Raw genomic sequence first — 17,404 nt, 5'->3', positions numbered from 1 at the left:
TTTTAGAAAAGGGCCGACACCTATGAAGGAGCGATTATCGTCATTAGGTCCACAGTAATGAATCGATCTGTGAGAAACTAACGGACATAACTCTCCTTAATAAGGGCAGCCCTTTCATTTTTTATTTCACTACAAAGGTATTAACAACATTCATTAATTCATCAGATAGCTCGGATAATACTTGAGCTTCTTCAGAAACTCGTTGTACTGTATTCAATTGAGAGGCAGAAGTTGCTGCTACTGCTCTTGTATTGTCCTTTGAATTGACTGAAAAGTCTTCCATATCTTTTACGGCAGATGTTACTTCTTCCATACCAGCTGCCATTTCTTCAATTGTTGCAGAAAGCTCTTGAATTTGCCCTGTCACATGGTGAATGGAAGTTAAAACCTGGCTAAATGATTTTTCTGAATCATTGATCATGACAATACCATGATCTACTTCTTCTACAGCGTGAACCATGATATTTACAGATTCGTTTGTATCGTGCTGGATATGCGAAATAAGTGTAGAAATTTCTCTTGCAGATGCCTCAGATTGCTCTGCAAGTTTACGTACCTCGTCAGCAACCACTGCAAAGCCACTACCAGCCTCCCCAGCACGTGCAGCTTCGATAGCTGCATTTAATGCAAGTAAATTGGTTTGTGAAGCAATCCCTGTGATGATTCCTACGATTTCTTCTATTTTATTGGAATGATCGCCAAGTAATTTAACAGAAGCTGCAGATTGATTAACAGCTTTGCTAATAGCATTCATTTGTGCAACAGATTTATTTGTCGATTCATTCCCTCTTTCAGCTTCCTCTGATGCTAAAATCGAGGATTCTGAAATTTGATTGGACGTCATAGCAATACGTTGAATACCAATATTCATTTCTTCAATGGTAATTGTACTTTCTTTTGCCTTTTGTACTTGAAGATCAGCGCCACTTGCAATCTCCTGCATAGAAGATGCTACATTATTATATGAATCGGAAGCTTCTTGCATATTTACAGATAAAACATTGGCTGTGTTTGAAACACGCTCAGAAACATTCGTTGTACTTTTAATAACATTTTTTAAGTTATCAATCATAGAATTAAAATTTTGTGTGAGCGTTCCTACTTCGTCTGTTGAAGTAACTGGTAATGGTTCAAGCTCTAAATTACCTTCTGCGACTTTTTTAGATTGTAAAGAAAGTTGTTGAATCGGTGTTAATTTTTTTCTTAAAAGAGTGTAAACAGCAATGGATGAACCAATTAAGAATATAACCGTTACTAATAACGTCCATAGGGCTTCAGACATCGCTTTTCCTGTTACCATTGATACGTCATAGTCAATGGCATAAGCAGCCAGCATGTCCCCATTCTCATCCAAGATTGGTGTAAGGCCTGTTTTATAGCTACCATATTCATCGCTATAAATATCTGTTGCTGTTGCTTTTTTTGTATCAAAAACTTCTTTAATTCTTGCTAGGAAATCTGGAGATAAACCCATTGCAATCATATCTTGGTTATACTCTGCCCCTAGTTCAAGTATACTAGATGATAGAACAGGTGCATTAATATTTTCACCGTTAACTGTAATTAAAAATAGATTGGTAATGCTATCTGAATTATCATTGATTGCATCCATTTCACTAGTTAATCGTAGAGCATCGGGATTACTATTTGTAGGATTCTCTAATATCGATTTTAGTGTAGTAATATCAATGGTTTTGGCTAGGATCATGCCTTTGTCAGAAAGAGATTGATTCATGTCTGTTAAATTACTATTTCTTACTATATAATAAGAAAGACCTAAAGTAACTAATCCAAATAATAATAAAATACTCACTACTATTGCAGTTAATTTCTTACTAATAGACATTTGCTGCTTCTTGCGTGTTTTCATGCTTTTCCTCCTAATATGATATAGCGAATATTTCAAGCTAAGGACTATAAATGGATAATTCAGTCAATGTACTACACATTGAAGATGTTGATGTTATTCGTAGAAGTCCAGATGCGTGTAAACTATTTATAAATGCAAAATAATCTATTTATCCCCTATCATTTAACTACTATACTGCCAAAAAAATTGATTCACAACCCAGAAAACTTACTATTTCAAGTCATGATCTCTATGAATAATAGTTAATATATAGTTTTTTAGTCTATGTATTTTTATTGTTAGGTTAAATTTTTACAAAAAGCTATACATTTCCTAGTATAAAAAAGAAGTATGCTCATATCTAACTTATTTTCAGTTGATTAAAAATTTGGCTGAAATACCAATTTTCAATTCCTTGTTAGGGCTTTTTACTTATTTTGTCATGTCTTATGTGTAAAGAAATTTGGTTATTTTTGTTATGGGAATAAAATGAAAAGAGGTTATTTCTTTATTCTTAAATAAAGAAATAACCTTTTCTAGTTGTTGCTATGGCCGTGGATTACCAAATATACCCGGTAAAATATTAGGGAGTCCTGGTATTAATGGTGGTGGGAAACCAGGATATTGCCCCCCTGGACGTGGCGGATAAGGTTGGGGCGGATAGGGCTGTGGTGGGTATGGACGCGGCGGATAAGGTTGCGGTGGATAAGGCTGTGGTGGGTATGGACGCGGTGGATAAGGTTGAGGCGGATATGGTGGATATGGTGGATATGGTGGTGGGTATGGCGGCGGATAGGAACTACCAGGAGGTGTTCCTGTACCTGCAGCAGTGATTTGACTAACATCCACAGTCACAATTTGACCATTATCTAACTGAATTTCAGCAGTTCTTCCTCCAGTTCCAAATGTCCGAATTAATGTACCTGAATAAGTACCAGTAGGGAGTGTTACCCATATTTTCATACCTGGGCGAAATTGACTGTTAAAATCTTCAGGGGCTAATCTAGGATAAACCAATGAAACACACCTTTCTTCATTTTTTCTAACATATGCCTATTGCGATTTTTGTCATAGGCTATAGGCTATGGATGCTTAAGTTCTAATTTGTTATAAAATAAAACAAATTTCATTATAATAAGGGAAAAAGCTAAAAGGATGTTTAGCACATGGCAATTATTAAGATAAAAAAAATAAACATACAAAATTTACGAAATGTACGACAGGGTGAAATTGTACTCGCAGTAAATTTTGAGACATTTCTACAAGCGAATGTTGTTGGCCTATATGGACAAAATGGCTCTGGAAAGACAACCATTGTAGATGCATTTAGTTTATTGAAGACACTTCTATCAGGATGGCTTGCTGAAGTGAAGTTGCCCTCTCAAAAGAAGCGACTTATATTAGCAGGCGAGCAAACAGCTAGCATGGATGTAGAATTTCTAGTTCAGAATCAATTCGGTACATTTTTTGTGAATTACTATGTGGAACTACAGGAGGATCAGTATCGACTATATACTACGTTGGAGCGCCTTACCTATCGAGAAAACACGAAAGGGAAGCGATCAAAGGTTTTAGTGGCTGTGACGGAGAGGGATGTACAAATCCGTCAATCGAAACTGGATGATTTGAGTGAACAAGCGCGAATTCAATTACTGGTTATTCAACAGCTAGCAAGAAAACAAAATATGTCATTTCTATTCCATAAAGATATAAAGCCATTATTAAAGGAACGACTTTCTGAGTTAGAAATGCAGTTGCTACAAAATATTGCCGTCGATTTTAGTCGGGACTTACATGTTGTTAATAATCAAAATATTGCCCCACTATTTGAAGAACGAATGATGCCATTCAGTATTCATTTAGAGAAAACAAGAGGCCTTATTCCCTATGATTTAAATGGACCAGCTTTATTACCAGAGGATGCATTCTATGCTCTATGTGAAGTTATTGAACAAAGTAATCAAGTGCTCTCAGCAATTATTCCTGGTTTGACGATTAAAATTAATATCATTACAAAGCAAATGATGGACAATGGTGAGCAGGGAATTCGTTTTGAATTTTTGTCTCAGCGTGGGGAGCGGGAATTACCGCTACGAACAGAGTCAGAGGGAATTTTAAAGATCATTTCGATTCTTAGTGTATTAATTGCTGTATACAATAATCCGAATGCATGTGTAGTGATTGATGAATTAGACTCAGGTGTATTTGAATATTTGTTGGGCGAGTTGTTAACAGTGATAGATGAGGATGGAAAAGGGCAACTTATTTTTACATCCCATAATCTACGTGTGTTAGAGGTGCTAGCTATTAAAAATTTATGGTTTACGACAACAAACGAACATCACCGTTATATGCAGCTAAAAGGTATTAAAGAAGTGAATAACGCTAGAGATGTCTATTTACGTGCTATCCAACTTGGTGGACAGGACGAAGAGATATATAAGGAAACCAAAACATTTAAAATAAAGCGTGCTTTTCGTAAAGCGGGTGTTCAACATGACTAAAAAAGTACTTTTAATTATTGTGGAAGGGCAGACAGAGCAAATTATTTTAGAGGATTATTTAGATGCTCATTTTGCGAATTCGACGATACGCTTTGATGTGCAACGTGAAGATATTTTAACAAAGTGGGATGCACACAAACGGATCCCCAATATTAAAAACAGTGTTGTACGAGTGATTCAAAGCTATCTTCAAAAATATAAATTTTTAGCCAATGATTTAACTGCTGTTGTTCATATTACAGATGCAGATGGATGCTTTATCGCACCAGAATGCGTCAAGATAGATGAGACTATCGAGCAAAACTTATTTTATACAGAGGATGCTATTTTAGTGAAGTCAGATAAACGTAAACAACAAATAGAACAACGTAATGATATGAAGGCTAAGAATGCTAGAATTTTGATTGCCAACGACCACTTTAGCATTAACCGTATGAAAGTACCTTATCAATTATTTTATTTTTCTACGAATTTAGAGCATGTCTTATGGAATGAGCGCAATGAAATCCCTACAGAAAAAATGCAAAAAGCAGATGAATTTATGGACAATCTGTCAGGCACGATTGAGGAATACCTAAGCGCATACCTACCGGTCAGTTCAGAGTTGCCTTATAGGGAAAAGATAAAGAAAAGTTGGTCATTTTTAATGGAGGATTGTCATTCATTGCAACGAGGCACGAATGTACCGCTATTATTTGAAATGATTAAAACAGATGTACAGTAAAAAACAGGCGACGAAATACGTCACCTGTTTTTATCTAGTGTTAAATTAGCGCATTTGCTCATAGCTTCGAATATGAGTTAATATGGCAGGGTCTTTAATTTTTGTATCTTCACTTAATAATAAAAGCTTGGACATGATCTCAGCAGTACGCGGATCATCATCCACCATCGGCAAGAAAATTCGTCCACGATGCTGAGAAGGTACAGCAAGAATCGGGATCATGGAACCGCCTATTTGATGCACCACACCACTTCCTAAATGTAAGGAGTAACTTGCTAGCTTACCTTCTATGAGAGCATGGTGCTTTTTCACTTCCACATTGTTTAGCTTCAATAATTTAGCCAATTCTTCTACGATAATACTGCGCATTTCAACAGTAGAATGACTTGCCTCAGGGTCTACACCACCAACATGAGCTACACTGACAACAAGATCAATATCTCGCATAACCTCAGAGAATATCGCAGCTGGAATATTATCTAAAACGATATTTTTGCCTGTGAGTCGATCATAGAAGTAAACACCTTCGATTGCAGGTGCTTCAATTTCTGCTGGCGTAAACCAATCTGCCTGTGCATACAAGGATGCCACAATATTTTGCTTATAATATACTTTACGTGGTCCTGTTTCATAGCTGATTTGCCAGCCACGTGTTTTCAACAAGGCTACTGTTTGTGAAGGATTTACTTGATGTCCTGCATAGCGCAATGATTGTTTCTGTGCTTTTTCATCAGCATTGATGAGATATAACTCACGGAACACTTGCTTAAATGGCTGTTGTATTTTGTGCTCGAACATATAGGATTGCCACTGTCTCCATTGACCACTTTCTAGAAGATGGTAAGGATGAGCAATCTTTATAGAGGACGAAGGAGCAAGGTCCACAATGTCAGCCGATAGAAGCTGTAAGCCTTGTGGTGTAAGCATTCCAACGTAATCATCGCTGATAAATATTAGTTTTTGTAAAAGTGGAGCTAGGATCGGATGGGCCAATAAATGAATGAGCTCCTCGATCGAAAATACAGTTTCTAATTCCATTGCTTGCTCAAGAGCTGGGCGTGCTCGTTTATATTGTTCTTGTAAGTCTTTTCGGGCTTCCTGCAAGATTACAATATCAGCATGCTTTTTTAATGCAGCAGGAACGTTCTTTAGGCGTTTACCATCTTTTTCAACAATAATAGCTACAGAGGCATCATCCTCTATTTGTAGATGGGCTGTAATTTGTTCGATTTGTTGTGCTTTAAATAAATGCTTCATATCGTTAAAGGCAGATAACTCCATACGCCATGTGAAGCGAGTGGCTTCTCCATCCCCTGCATTGCGCGCTAAATTTTCTAGAGCGATACTTGCTGCTCGAGCCTCACTTGCGCGGCGTTGAGCACCAAATTGCTTACTTTCCTTCAAAAACTGTTGAATAAATTGATAGCGTGTCAGGGCGTCTTTGTCATCTGATTTTATTAAAGGGATAAGACCAAGTGCGCGCAGTTTATCTTTATTGCGTTTATCTTTAATTTCTTGCATTAACGGTTTTGGACTGAGCTTACCGATAGCTGTATCGGCATAAAGCTGTGCCCGACGATGGTTCGCTCCTTCTGAGGCATACTTTGCAGCATCATAGACAATTTTGAAATTTTTAGCCCCAAGTGTTTGATAGGCGCTTTGGAACCAAGCTAAATCGAATGCACCATCACGGAAATCCTCAGCAGTGATGCTAGAGAAAAGGGCAATTTGATCTTTGGCATAGTCGGACAATGAATCTGTTGTGTGAGCAATAAAATACCAGGCTGATTCTTTTAATCCATTCCAGCCAATTACTTCACTGACAAGGTCTATCCAATGCTGGTTATACATCATAGCTTCAATTAAACGTTCTTTAGAAATGTCTGTTTTCTGCCATGCTTCTTTTAATTGCTGCGCTGTTTCTTCTTTTTTGGGGTAACAGTTAGTTAGCAATCGGGAGAATACATCCTTTTTCGTTTCTGCCTGCCAAATATATCCTCGCGCAAGCTTTTCTCCGTCAAGTGCCTGTAGAATCTGTAAGAAATAATCAATACCCTCAAAATAAGAAATGCTACTAGCAAGCTTTGTAACAGCAGTAGGCGTATCACCACGTTTTAGCTCTATGGCTAAAATTCGTTCAATTGCTTGTTCACGAATAGTAAAGAAATCGGTTAAATCTTCAAATGACTGTTGATAGCGTTCTTGTAATTTAGTTGGCTCGTTAAATATTTCTGAAGCGAGCGTATTGGTAAAGATGGCCTCAAATAAGTGATCTTGCGTAAATAAACCAACCTTCATTGCGTCTAAATATTGGAATAAAGATAAATTGTAGACGTTTGGCTTATAGCTTTCATTTTTCATACGCTTTGTTAGCTCTTCATTGATAGCTAGCATTTTTACATATTCACCATAGGTTGCGTAATCAGACCAGCATCGATCAACAAATGTCTCAATGACATCTAAATCGATAATGGTAGAAGTGGAACGATAGTAATAATAACCCTTCTCTCGAACATCAAGTTGCCACTGATCAGCAGGGATTTGTTTGAATAGCTGTAATATTATGCCCACTGCCTGTTCGAAGCGATTAAATTCGGGTGCATGCTTTTGTAGTAATGAAAGTGCTTCCTGATGTAGCACTGTATCACCTGAGATTTTGTCGATGTCTTGGGATAGCACTGAGAAAATCTGTTGAATTGTATCGTCATATTTCAAGGAATTAAATTGCGCAACACGTACCTTTAAATCTTTGTATTGGAAGAACGGTTTAATTAGTGTATGAGCTGCTTCGGAAAGATCATGAGCAGAGGGGTATTCTGATAGACTATGATAAAAATTAAAATAGGCTAAGTCCTCATTACTAAATAATGCTGTCTTCATCCATTGAATAATTTCTTCGGGGATAGGATAAGCATCAAGACTAGCATGTCGTTGATTATCCGATTTAGTTGCCATTACACTATATCTTTGTCCTAATGTAGTGCTAATGGGTGTGTCATTCCATTGGTATGTTTCATATTCTAGTTCAGCATGTTTATCTAAAAGTTGAATAAGCTGCTCTAGCTTAGATAATAACTTATCAACATCATATTGAAAGAATTTTTCAAAAGGTGTAGGTGCCTGTACATAAAGTGGAGCAAGCTGTTGCCAAGGCTCTACATCATTCATTTGAATGGCTCCATCCGAAATACAGCCGTATTGAATAGGGGGATGTGGCGTATACAAGCCAAAGCCATTACTCTCGTTATACTCAGGGACATCCCTTGTAATTAATTGCTCTAACAACACTTGCTCGTTTTTAGTTACTTTTGGTAATAAGGAGCATAAAGCTGTAATTTGCTCGCTTGCTAAGCTGTATTCCTTAGAGGCTTCTAATAGTAACTCAAGCCCTCCAAGTCTCTTTAACTGCTTACTATCTTTTATCAGCCTTTCAGCACTTTGTAATAGATGGTTCTGTGGTTGAACTTTTAAGAGTGAAATAGCCTCTTTACGAAGTGCACCTGATTTATTAGCTAAAAGATCTTCAATTTTTGCTATTTCTTCTTCTGTTGGTGTTAGAGCATGTATTTTCTTTAACGCAAGAGAACGATTGATGGAACTGCGATCCCGTAAAGAATTAAATAAAAATTCACGTTGACCTTCTGTGACAGGGTCAAGACAATAAATATTCAGTAGTCCGATTCTACTTGATGGTGAGTAAGAATCAGCATGCTCAATAATCCGTTGGAATAATGCCTCGTCTTGTATATGGTGCGCTAAAATAATTTGTGTTGAAATTAAATCTTCTAATGACAAATGGACATGGACAAAGGATAGAGGTTTGCCTGTAATGATAAGTCCATCTTTCGTAATTTCATTCTTTGCCCACTCAAGCTGTTCAAATAAGAGGTATTCAATCCCTTGTAGCTGTGTGTTTTCTTGCATGAAGGTTTGAAGGATTTGCGCCCATTCATTGTCTCTTGCATACTCACTATTAATATGGTGATTAGCATAAAGAAAATTGCCCCATGCAAAGGCAAACAGCTCAATATCTTTTGTTGATAAGATTAAATCCTTCACAAATGGCGCTGTAAAGGAGATTTTCGATAAGTTTTTCAAAAAGGCAAGCGTTGTAAGTTGGATATGCTTGTCACGCTTTAAGAGTTTTGTTACAAGGTCATTTAACTTCGTATAGTCCTTTGTAGCAGTAGCCCATAATGCAACATAAATATCAATTGTACGTTCACTTTTTAACAATTGCTCAACAAAGCTGTCCTCTTCAATTGCGTGGATGGCTAATGTAAGAACTTCCTCTGTTATTTTTTGATTTTCGAAGCTATTATAGCCAAGTCCCATCCAAGTATCGACTGCTCGAATTACAGAGGAGAAGCGTGTTAGGCGATGTTCCTGAATAAGCTTCATCATGTTGAGCTGTGCATCTAGATTGCCATGGTCAATATTTTCTACTATTGCCTGTCGTAAACCTTCTTGTCGTGCAGCTGCTATTAAGAGTTTACCAAGTGCATCATGCATACGACGATTACTTGACTTGAAAATACCTCGAATGAATGGATGACCGAAAAAGCTACTTTGATGCTCATCAAATAAAATACTCTCTACTGCTTCTTCGATGGAAGGGTTTTCTAATGATAGTTCTTCAGCGAGCAACTGTTCAAAAACATTAAAACCCATGACTTTCACATTTTCATTCTTCAAGACATAGGAGCTATAGTTTGGATAAGTGCCATGCTCATATTGGCGATGATTCGTTAATAACTCCTGCAAAGTAATTTCCTCAAATGTCAGCATCTCTTCTATTAACTGTAAACATTGAAAAAGATGGTCTTGTACTGGTTGAGATGAACGAAAGGATCGACGTAAAGCATCTGTTTGAAACATTGTAGCATCAAAATGTAATGCTAGTTTCTTGATCTTGAGTGCACGTTCTTGTGAAGAAAACAAGGTAAGCACTTCAAATAGTGGTCCACTAAATAGCTCTCCAAGTGAGGAATATTGCTGAGCAGCTATAAGTGGTTCAATGTCATAATCTCTATTGTCCATGTATTTTAACAGTGCGGCTGCTAAAGGCTGTATCGCTATAGGTGCAGAATCAGCTAAAGTTTGAAAATGTGTCTTTTGTTCATGTGAAAGTGTCATCAAAAATCCCTCCTACCAAATTCGTCCTGCAAGCATAGTAAGTTTAATAAATGTAAAAACATCATCTTCCTGTATGTTTAATGGTGTAGAAAGAGAATCTAAAGGCTCTTCATTATGCAGGACTAAGAACAGTTCGTCCTGAAAGGCTTGAAGCATTGTGGAAATAGCATGATCCACTGACTGTACAGTATCCCTTTTCTTTTCTCCAAACTGTACTTTGCCATATTGGGCCGCGTCTACTAATTGCTGATCCGTTAAATATAGATGAAGTGGTGTATCTACCATTTTTTCATTAAATTGTTGTACCTGCTGTGTAACAAGCTGAACAAGTAAATCTTGTAACGTGATGACAGGCTCTTCAATTGAAAATGGAAATTTTTCAAGTTTACGAGACTTCTTACCGATTACTTTTTGCTGGTAAAATAAACGCAATCTAACACCTCCTTACAATAATTTCATTATACAAGAGTGAGAACAGTGAAAAGAATAAGGCATATGACGCTAGTTGTGTAAAAAAGTTTGGGAAAAGTGTAACAAAAAGTAGCCTGCTACACTTGATTGGTAGGGTAGAAAGTGGGTGAAAATTTACTGAAGATTATGCGGAAAATAGAACATTTGTACGATTATTGTTGTCAAGATAAGTATCATTTTGCGTTTTTTTATTCTAATAACGGTGAAGAAGCAGAATATATTACTCAGGTAACTTTTTAGACATACGTATTTAAAAGAAAATTCTTTCATGAAATCTCGTAAACGAAGATTATTCTCATTAGTATTAAATAGGTGACATAATACAGCATACTATTCATCCGCTATATATAGTGGTCTACTTTTGTGTAGTTGTTGAAAGACATCTTTTTATCTCTGATTTCATAAGCTTTATAGGTATGATTTTATCAAGCTAGAAGGAGGCAAAATCATTCAAATACACGTTGTACGGGCTGGCGAGTCTTTATGGGGAATTGCACAGGCGTATGGGGCTACGGTTCAGAGCATTATAGATGCCAATCAAATTCCAGAGCCAAATCGTTTAGTTGTGGGGCAAGCTCTTGTAATCCCGATTGTCGGAAGTTTTTATTATGTACAGCCAGGTGATAGCTTATGGTCAATTGGCCAACGTTTCGGTATTAATTATGTAACACTTGCACAAGTAAATGGTATTAATCCCAATCAACCATTAGCAGTTGGAACGAGATTATACATCCCACAGCCACCAAGAACAAGGGCAGAAACATTAGCCTATTTAGAGCCGAGAGGAACATCAGTTAGTGAGGCACTCTTGAATCAAGCGAGGGAAGCGGGTCCTAATTTAACATATTTAGCTTTATTTAGCTATGAGGCTAGGCGTGATGGTACTTTACAGAGGCCACCAAGCCAAGGTGTGACACAAATTGCAAATGATACGGGAGCATCAATGGCAATGGTTATTTCTAATTTGGAGAATTTTAGTTTTAGTGGTGAATTAGCGAGAGATATTTTTCAAAGTACAGCTGTTCAAGATTTACTATTTGATAATATTCTTGCAGAAGCAAAGCGACTTGGGGATGTTAAAGATATCCACTTTGACTTCGAAAATTTGCCAGCAGATCAACGACAAGCCTATAACAATTTTTTAAGAAGAGCTGTTGAAAAATTCCATGCTCAAGGATACACAGTGTCTACGGCATTAGCGCCAAAAACCAGTGATAGTGAGCGAGGGCCATGGACAGCGGCACATGATTATAAGGCACATGGAGAAATCGTGGACTTTGTTTTACTCATGACCTATGAATGGGGATATTCAGCAGGCCCACCAATGGCTGTTTCACCTCTCCCAGAGGTAGAGGCTGTTGTAAAATATGCGATTAGTGAAATACCGGCAAGCAAAATTCTGTTGGGGCAAAATTTATATGGATATGATTGGACGTTACCTTTTGTCCAGGGGGGACCTTTTGCAGAAGCACTTAGTCCTCAGCGAGCCATTGAGATTGCTAAACGTTATAATGCAGCGATTCAGTATGATTGGAGAGCCCAAGCGCCATTTTTTGAATACTATGATGAGCAAGGTAGGGCACATATGGTGTGGTTTGAAGATGCTAGATCTATTCAAGCTAAATTCAATCTTATAAAACAATATAATCTTCGTGGTATTGGGTATTGGAAATTAGGACTACCATTCCCTCAGAATTGGGTGTTAATTGGTGCGAATTTTGATGTGGTAAAGAAATAAGATAATGAAGTATAAGGGACAGATTACCCAATGTATTTTCTTCAAAGAGGAAATAATCTGTAAATTTCATTTCTAATTATGGATAAATATACTATAATTATATTAAATAGTATTTTAGGGGGGATATTTTGGGTAAATTAAAAAAGTTAGGTATTATTTTAACAACTACCGCATTTTCTGTTGGAGTGCTAGCACCCGTTTCACAAGCTTCTGCAAATGTGAAAGAACCTTCGGAGCGTATTGCAATACAGTTAGCTGCTACAGAGACAAAAGTGACAAAAGGTATGCTAATTAACAAGTTACGGGCACTATTCCCTGAAGAGTTCAAATTTGTAGCTGATAATGAATTTAGTTCTGGTGGCGGTCATTTCTTTAGAGAAGATACAACGGTCCGTTATGATTTAAACTTCCATAAAACTGTAAATGGTAAAGATGTCTATGGTGGTTTTACATTTAAAGGTGAAGATTTAGAGTTAGAACATTTCTATTATCAGCCAGCTAATATCGCTGAAGCAGTATATCCTGCAAAATATTCAGAGAATGAAGCCAAAAAAATTGCAGAAGACTTCCTGGGAAAATTTGCGAAAATAGAAAACTATAAACTCCGTGAAGATGGCTTCGGTTATTACAATGACATCAATCGTCCATTATCACAACCAATTACTTACTCATTTGTTTATTCACCAACCTATAATGGAGTGCTTATTGGCGATCAAAGTATCACTATAGATGTTCTTGCTAATGGTCAAATAACAGGAATGTATCGAAATACAGAATCAATTGGTAAAGCAACATTTGATAACTCAAGCCAGAAAAAAAATGAGGAAGAAATTGTTGCACAAGTAAGTGATAACTTAGCGGTTGAACTTCGTTATTACGTTGACTATTTTAGCGATCAACGTAATGTGAAGCTTGTCTATATGCCAGCAACAGGATTTAATGGTGTACATGCTTTAACGGGCCAATGGCAAACAACGAATGGCTTCTCTACCCAAGTTCCAAAGACGAAAAGCGCTGAGAAAATATCCTCACAGCAATTACCACCAAGAAAAAGTGGTATGACAGTAGCAGAAGTGGAGGAATTTGCTAAAAACTTCTTAAAGGTGGATGAAGATAAGGCGAAGCTCACGATTGATATGGTTGATGAAAGAGAAAATGACAATGGCGAAACAGTTTATACAGTAAATTATACGTATATGTACAATAATGGTGGTTCTGGTACCTCTTTCGAAATGAATAAGGCAACAGGCGAAATCGTGCAGTACCACGATTTAAAGAGAGATTTTACAAACACTGACAAAACAAATACTATTTCTAAGGATGCTGCATTGGCAAAGGCTGTTGAATACTTAAAGCAATGGGCTCCATCCTATTTACATGAGTATTCGATGCCAATTGATGATCCTGTCCATGATGATTATAGTAAAGATTATTACTTCTCCTTCCCACGCATCGTAAACGGGATTGCGGTTGTTGGAGATGAAATAAACGTAGGTATTGGCTCTGATGGGTCATTACGTTCACTGAATGTTAATAAACAAAAGATTAATAATTGGCCTTCTCTTAATCAGGTAATCTCTGCTGATAAAGCAAAAGAAGCATATAGTAAGGCCCTTACATTACAACTACAATATATAAAACAAGCTACTGAAGGTAAACAACATTATGATCTAGTCTATGCTCCAACTTACAACGGTAGCTTAGTTAATCAGATTGATGCAATTACTGGTGAATGGTTGTATGAGGTAGATGACTCAAAAGAAAAACCGTCTATTTCACACCCAACAGCAGCCAATGAATTAAATTATCTTTTACATCAAAATGTATTAGAGGTAAAAGATATAGCAAACTTTAATGCTGATGCTGCTGTGACAAAGGGAGAAGCATTAAAGATTCTACTAAAATCTCTAACATATGGCTATTTTGGTAGTGGCGATGGTGAAAAGCAAACCTTCAGCAATATCGATAAAAATCATCCATTATATGTAGTGGTTGAACAAGCTGTAAGAATGGGAATTTTACAGCCAGCAAACCAATTCGCTTTAGATGAATCATTGACTCGTCAAGAGCTAGCGGTATGGGCTGTTAAAGCAATGCAATTGGAGAATGTTGCAAAGTATAAGGATATTTACAAATTAAACTTTGCGGATGCAGCGTCCATTGATCCAGCATATACAGGCTATATAGCAATAGCAAATGGGATGGGTCTGATAGATACACAGCAAAATAACTTTAATGCTACCAAGAGTGTGTCATATGCCGATTTGGCTGTTTCAACAGTTCGTTTAGCCAAAGCTATTCAAGAAAATAAAGTGGATCGTAACTTCTATTATTAAGTCGCATTCCATGAAGAGGGTATCTCCTTAATTGTAGGAGATGCCCTTTTTAGGTTAGTTTGTAGAAGAATGGGGAAATAATAAGTAAAGAAAGGAGTGAATAAATTGAAATTGAAATTTATTTTAGTGATTTCTTTAATGACTGTTATTCTTTACGGCTGTAATAAGGATGAGGTAAAAGATGTGCCTGCAAACGCTCCAGCAGATCAGAATGCTACTCAACAGACTGGTGAGACGCCAACTGACCAAGTGACATTTAATTTTTTAGAGTTTTCTTTAGATGTTGATTACTCTGCAACGGAGTCTTATGAGGTAGAATATGAGGATAAAAAAACAGGAATAGAAGCAAAATTAGAAGATGATCGAAAACAAGAAAAACTGCAAGGCGATGAAGCTTATACTAAATTAGAGCCGTTATTTAAGCAGTTGAATTTTGATTCTACAACATCTAATGATGAAGTGATTGATCAAGTAATCAAAGTATTCAATATTGAAGATAACTATCAATCCATTGAAGTAGATGTCGAATTTGTAGACGGCAATGAAAAGGAATTTAAACGAATTAAATAATAAAAATAAATAAGCCAGCTAGCTGATTTAATCAGTTAGCTGGCTTTTCTTTCATTTACATTCTCGAACCCAATGTCGATGTTTAGCAAGGGCATGAACAAAAGATTTTGGATCGGTTGCAACCCCATGTTTATTGGCTATATGCTGTAAAAATAAAACATTTTCCGTATAACCTATTGTTTTACAGTGCTGATAGGCTTGTTCAATAAACTGTTCTGCTTTTGCTTGTTCGTAGGAATTCTGAAAGGCTCCTGTAACATAAACCCCATCATAAAGAACTGAGGAGGTAGTAGCAAATGTTTCGTGAATTTCATAGCCGCTTACTATGCCTTGTTTATTACTTACTAGTTCAACTACAATATCTTCACTTAAAAATGTAGCAATAAGTTCATTTAATTTTTCACCACTATTTTCTGTAACAATTACAGCTACTTTATTAGATTTGACACTTTCCTTTGCATTGATTACTTGGCTAACAGCAGGAGAAGTTTGTTGAATATGTGGTACTTCCACTTCTACAGGTGGAACTATACCAATTCGTTCAGCGATAGCTGAAGCAAGTGAGTAACTGACATGAGCATACATGTCTACAACTTGTTTTCGAATCGCTTTATTTTTTACTTTGCCAAGTTCAAAGCTAAAGGCATCGATAATATGCTTTTTCTCAATATCTGTCATACTAAGCCAGAATAATCTTGCTTGAGAAAAATGGTCTTTAAAGCTCTCACTACGTGCACGTACTTTATGCCCTTCAACTTTTTCTTCATAATGCTTATATCCACCATCTTCTTCAGAAACAGGATGTGGTGTATTATTGGCTAAGGAATTTTTATGGTAGCTAACTTGTCCCACATTAATGGTTTGTCGGCCATAGCCATCTCGTTGGTTATTATGAAATGGACAAATTGGTTTATTAATAGGAAGCTCATGGAAATTAGGTCCTCCCAGTCGTATTAACTGTGTATCGGTGTAGGAGAATAAACGACCTTGTAATAAAGGATCATTTGAAAAATCAATGCCTGGCACAACATGCCCGACATGGAATGCGGCTTGTTCCGTTTCTGCAAAAAAATTATCCACATTTTTATTCAAGGTCATTTTCCCAAGAATGTGTACTGGAATTTCTTCTTCAGGCCATATTTTCGTGGCATCAAGAATATCGAAGCTAAATTTGAATTCATCTTCAACGGGAATAAGTTGCACACCAAGCTCCCACTCTGGGAAATACCCACGTTCAATCGATTCCCATAAATCTCTGCGGTGAAAATCGGGATCTTTCCCAGCAATGATTTGTGCTTCATCCCATACTAATGATTTTACCCCAAGTACAGGTTTCCAATGAAATTTAACAAAATGGGCTTTTCCTTCGGCATTGATAAAGCGATAAGTATTAACACCAAAGCCCTCCATCATTCGATAGCTTCGTGGAATCGATCTATCTGACATATGCCACATAACCATATGAGCAGACTCCTGATTATTTGCAATGAAATCCCAAAATGTATCATGGGCACTTTGTGCTTGTGGAATTTCGTTATTTGGTTCGGGCTTTACAGCGTGTACAAAATCGGGGAATTTAATAGCATCTTGAATAAAAAACACTGGAATGTTATTTCCAACTAAATCATAATTGCCCTCTTGCGTATAAAACTTAGTAGCAAAGCCGCGTGCATCACGAACAGTATCTGCAGAGCCTTTAGATCCAGCAACGGTAGAGAAGCGGACAAAAACAGGGGTTTTAGTTCCTTTTCCATTTAAAAATTGTGCCTTTGTAATATCACTTGCGCATTCATATGTTTCAAAAATTCCATGAGCGGCTGAGCCACGTGCGTGTACTACTCGTTCAGGAATTCGTTCATGGTCAAAGTGAGTCATTTTTTCACGGAAATGAAAATCCTCTAGTAAAGTGGGTCCTCGCTCACCTGCTTTTAGTGAATGCTCATCTTCCGATATTTTTAATCCTTGATTGGTTGTGAGAGGTTGATCTTTATCACTTACTCGGAATGCTTCTAGCTGTTGTTGTTTTTGATTGACATCTTTTTTCATTTAGAATCCTCCTTTATAAGTTACAACTAC

General features: G+C 37.0%; 10 protein-coding genes. 5 read left to right on the top strand and 5 right to left on the bottom strand.

Annotation, left to right across the window (positions count from 1 at the left end; genetic code table 11):
* Window positions 1–121: 121 nt before the first annotated feature.
* Together QH639_RS03000 and QH639_RS02995 are read right to left on the bottom strand one after the other, a co-directional pair.
* Entirely contained in the window at window positions 122–1,870 is a 1,749-nt protein-coding gene (locus tag QH639_RS03000; protein WP_281115645.1) for a methyl-accepting chemotaxis protein, read from the bottom strand.
* Window positions 1,871–2,395: 525 nt separating this feature from the next.
* On the bottom strand, window positions 2,396–2,866 hold the full coding sequence (locus QH639_RS02995; RefSeq protein ID WP_281115644.1) for a hypothetical protein: 471 nt from the start codon (window positions 2,864–2,866) through the stop codon (window positions 2,396–2,398).
* A gap of 149 nt (window positions 2,867–3,015) precedes the next feature.
* Between QH639_RS02995 and QH639_RS02990 the strand changes: the two genes are divergently transcribed.
* Window positions 3,016–4,353: an AAA family ATPase gene (locus QH639_RS02990; RefSeq protein ID WP_131522358.1), complete on the top strand. Its 1,338-nt coding sequence runs from the start codon at window positions 3,016–3,018 to the stop codon at window positions 4,351–4,353.
* Window positions 4,346–5,077 carry a hypothetical protein gene (locus QH639_RS02985; protein ID WP_131522357.1) on the top strand — a complete coding sequence of 244 codons (732 nt, stop codon included), beginning with the start codon at window positions 4,346–4,348 and terminating at the stop codon, window positions 5,075–5,077. Before QH639_RS02990 ends, QH639_RS02985 begins: the two co-directional genes overlap by 8 nt.
* A 45-nt stretch (window positions 5,078–5,122) precedes the next feature.
* Here the strand turns inward: QH639_RS02985 and QH639_RS02980 are convergent, their stop codons facing one another.
* Both QH639_RS02980 and QH639_RS02975 read right to left on the bottom strand, forming a co-directional pair.
* Window positions 5,123–10,213, bottom strand: a complete 5,091-nt coding sequence (locus tag QH639_RS02980) for a DUF4132 domain-containing protein (protein ID WP_281115643.1) — start codon at window positions 10,211–10,213, stop codon at window positions 5,123–5,125.
* A 12-nt stretch (window positions 10,214–10,225) separates the two neighbouring features.
* Window positions 10,226–10,645: a hypothetical protein gene (locus tag QH639_RS02975; RefSeq protein ID WP_237898774.1), complete on the bottom strand. Its 420-nt coding sequence runs from the start codon at window positions 10,643–10,645 to the stop codon at window positions 10,226–10,228.
* Between the two features lie 604 nt (window positions 10,646–11,249).
* Between QH639_RS02975 and QH639_RS02970 the strand changes: the two genes are divergently transcribed.
* The 3 genes from QH639_RS02970 to QH639_RS02960 all read left to right on the top strand — a co-directional run bounded on the left by QH639_RS02970 (window position 11,250) and on the right by QH639_RS02960 (window position 15,328).
* On the top strand, window positions 11,250–12,422 hold the full coding sequence (locus QH639_RS02970) for a glycosyl hydrolase family 18 protein (protein ID WP_481817318.1): 1,173 nt from the start codon (window positions 11,250–11,252) through the stop codon (window positions 12,420–12,422).
* A gap of 128 nt (window positions 12,423–12,550) precedes the next feature.
* Window positions 12,551–14,758, top strand: a complete 2,208-nt coding sequence (locus tag QH639_RS02965) for a YcdB/YcdC domain-containing protein (RefSeq protein ID WP_281115642.1) — start codon at window positions 12,551–12,553, stop codon at window positions 14,756–14,758.
* A 105-nt stretch (window positions 14,759–14,863) separates the two neighbouring features.
* On the top strand, window positions 14,864–15,328 hold the full coding sequence (locus QH639_RS02960) for a YusW family protein (RefSeq protein WP_131522352.1): 465 nt from the start codon (window positions 14,864–14,866) through the stop codon (window positions 15,326–15,328).
* Between the two features lie 51 nt (window positions 15,329–15,379).
* Here QH639_RS02960 and QH639_RS02955 read toward each other — a convergent pair whose 3' ends face one another.
* Window positions 15,380–17,374, bottom strand: a complete 1,995-nt coding sequence (locus QH639_RS02955; protein ID WP_131522351.1) for a catalase — start codon at window positions 17,372–17,374, stop codon at window positions 15,380–15,382.
* Between the last annotated feature and the right edge of the window lie 30 nt (window positions 17,375–17,404).

This window comes from Lysinibacillus sp. 1 U-2021 (assembly GCF_029916965.1).
Lineage (GTDB): Bacteria > Bacillota > Bacilli > Bacillales_A > Planococcaceae > Lysinibacillus > Lysinibacillus capsici.
Note: the sequence above shows the minus strand (reverse complement) of the source record. Positions and strands in the feature narration are given on the sequence as shown.

What these genes read in the sequence shown, in the direction of transcription:
- QH639_RS03000 (WP_281115645.1), bottom strand. Translation starts at nt 1,870, where the DNA reads ATGAAAACACGCAAGAAGCAGCAAATGTCTATTAGTAAGAAATTAACT.
- QH639_RS02990 (WP_131522358.1), top strand. Translation starts at nt 3,016, where the DNA reads ATGGCAATTATTAAGATAAAAAAAATAAACATACAAAATTTACGAAAT.
- QH639_RS02985 (WP_131522357.1), top strand. Translation starts at nt 4,346, where the DNA reads ATGACTAAAAAAGTACTTTTAATTATTGTGGAAGGGCAGACAGAGCAA.
- QH639_RS02980 (WP_281115643.1), bottom strand. Translation starts at nt 10,213, where the DNA reads ATGACACTTTCACATGAACAAAAGACACATTTTCAAACTTTAGCTGAT.
- QH639_RS02955 (WP_131522351.1), bottom strand. Translation starts at nt 17,374, where the DNA reads ATGAAAAAAGATGTCAATCAAAAACAACAACAGCTAGAAGCATTCCGA.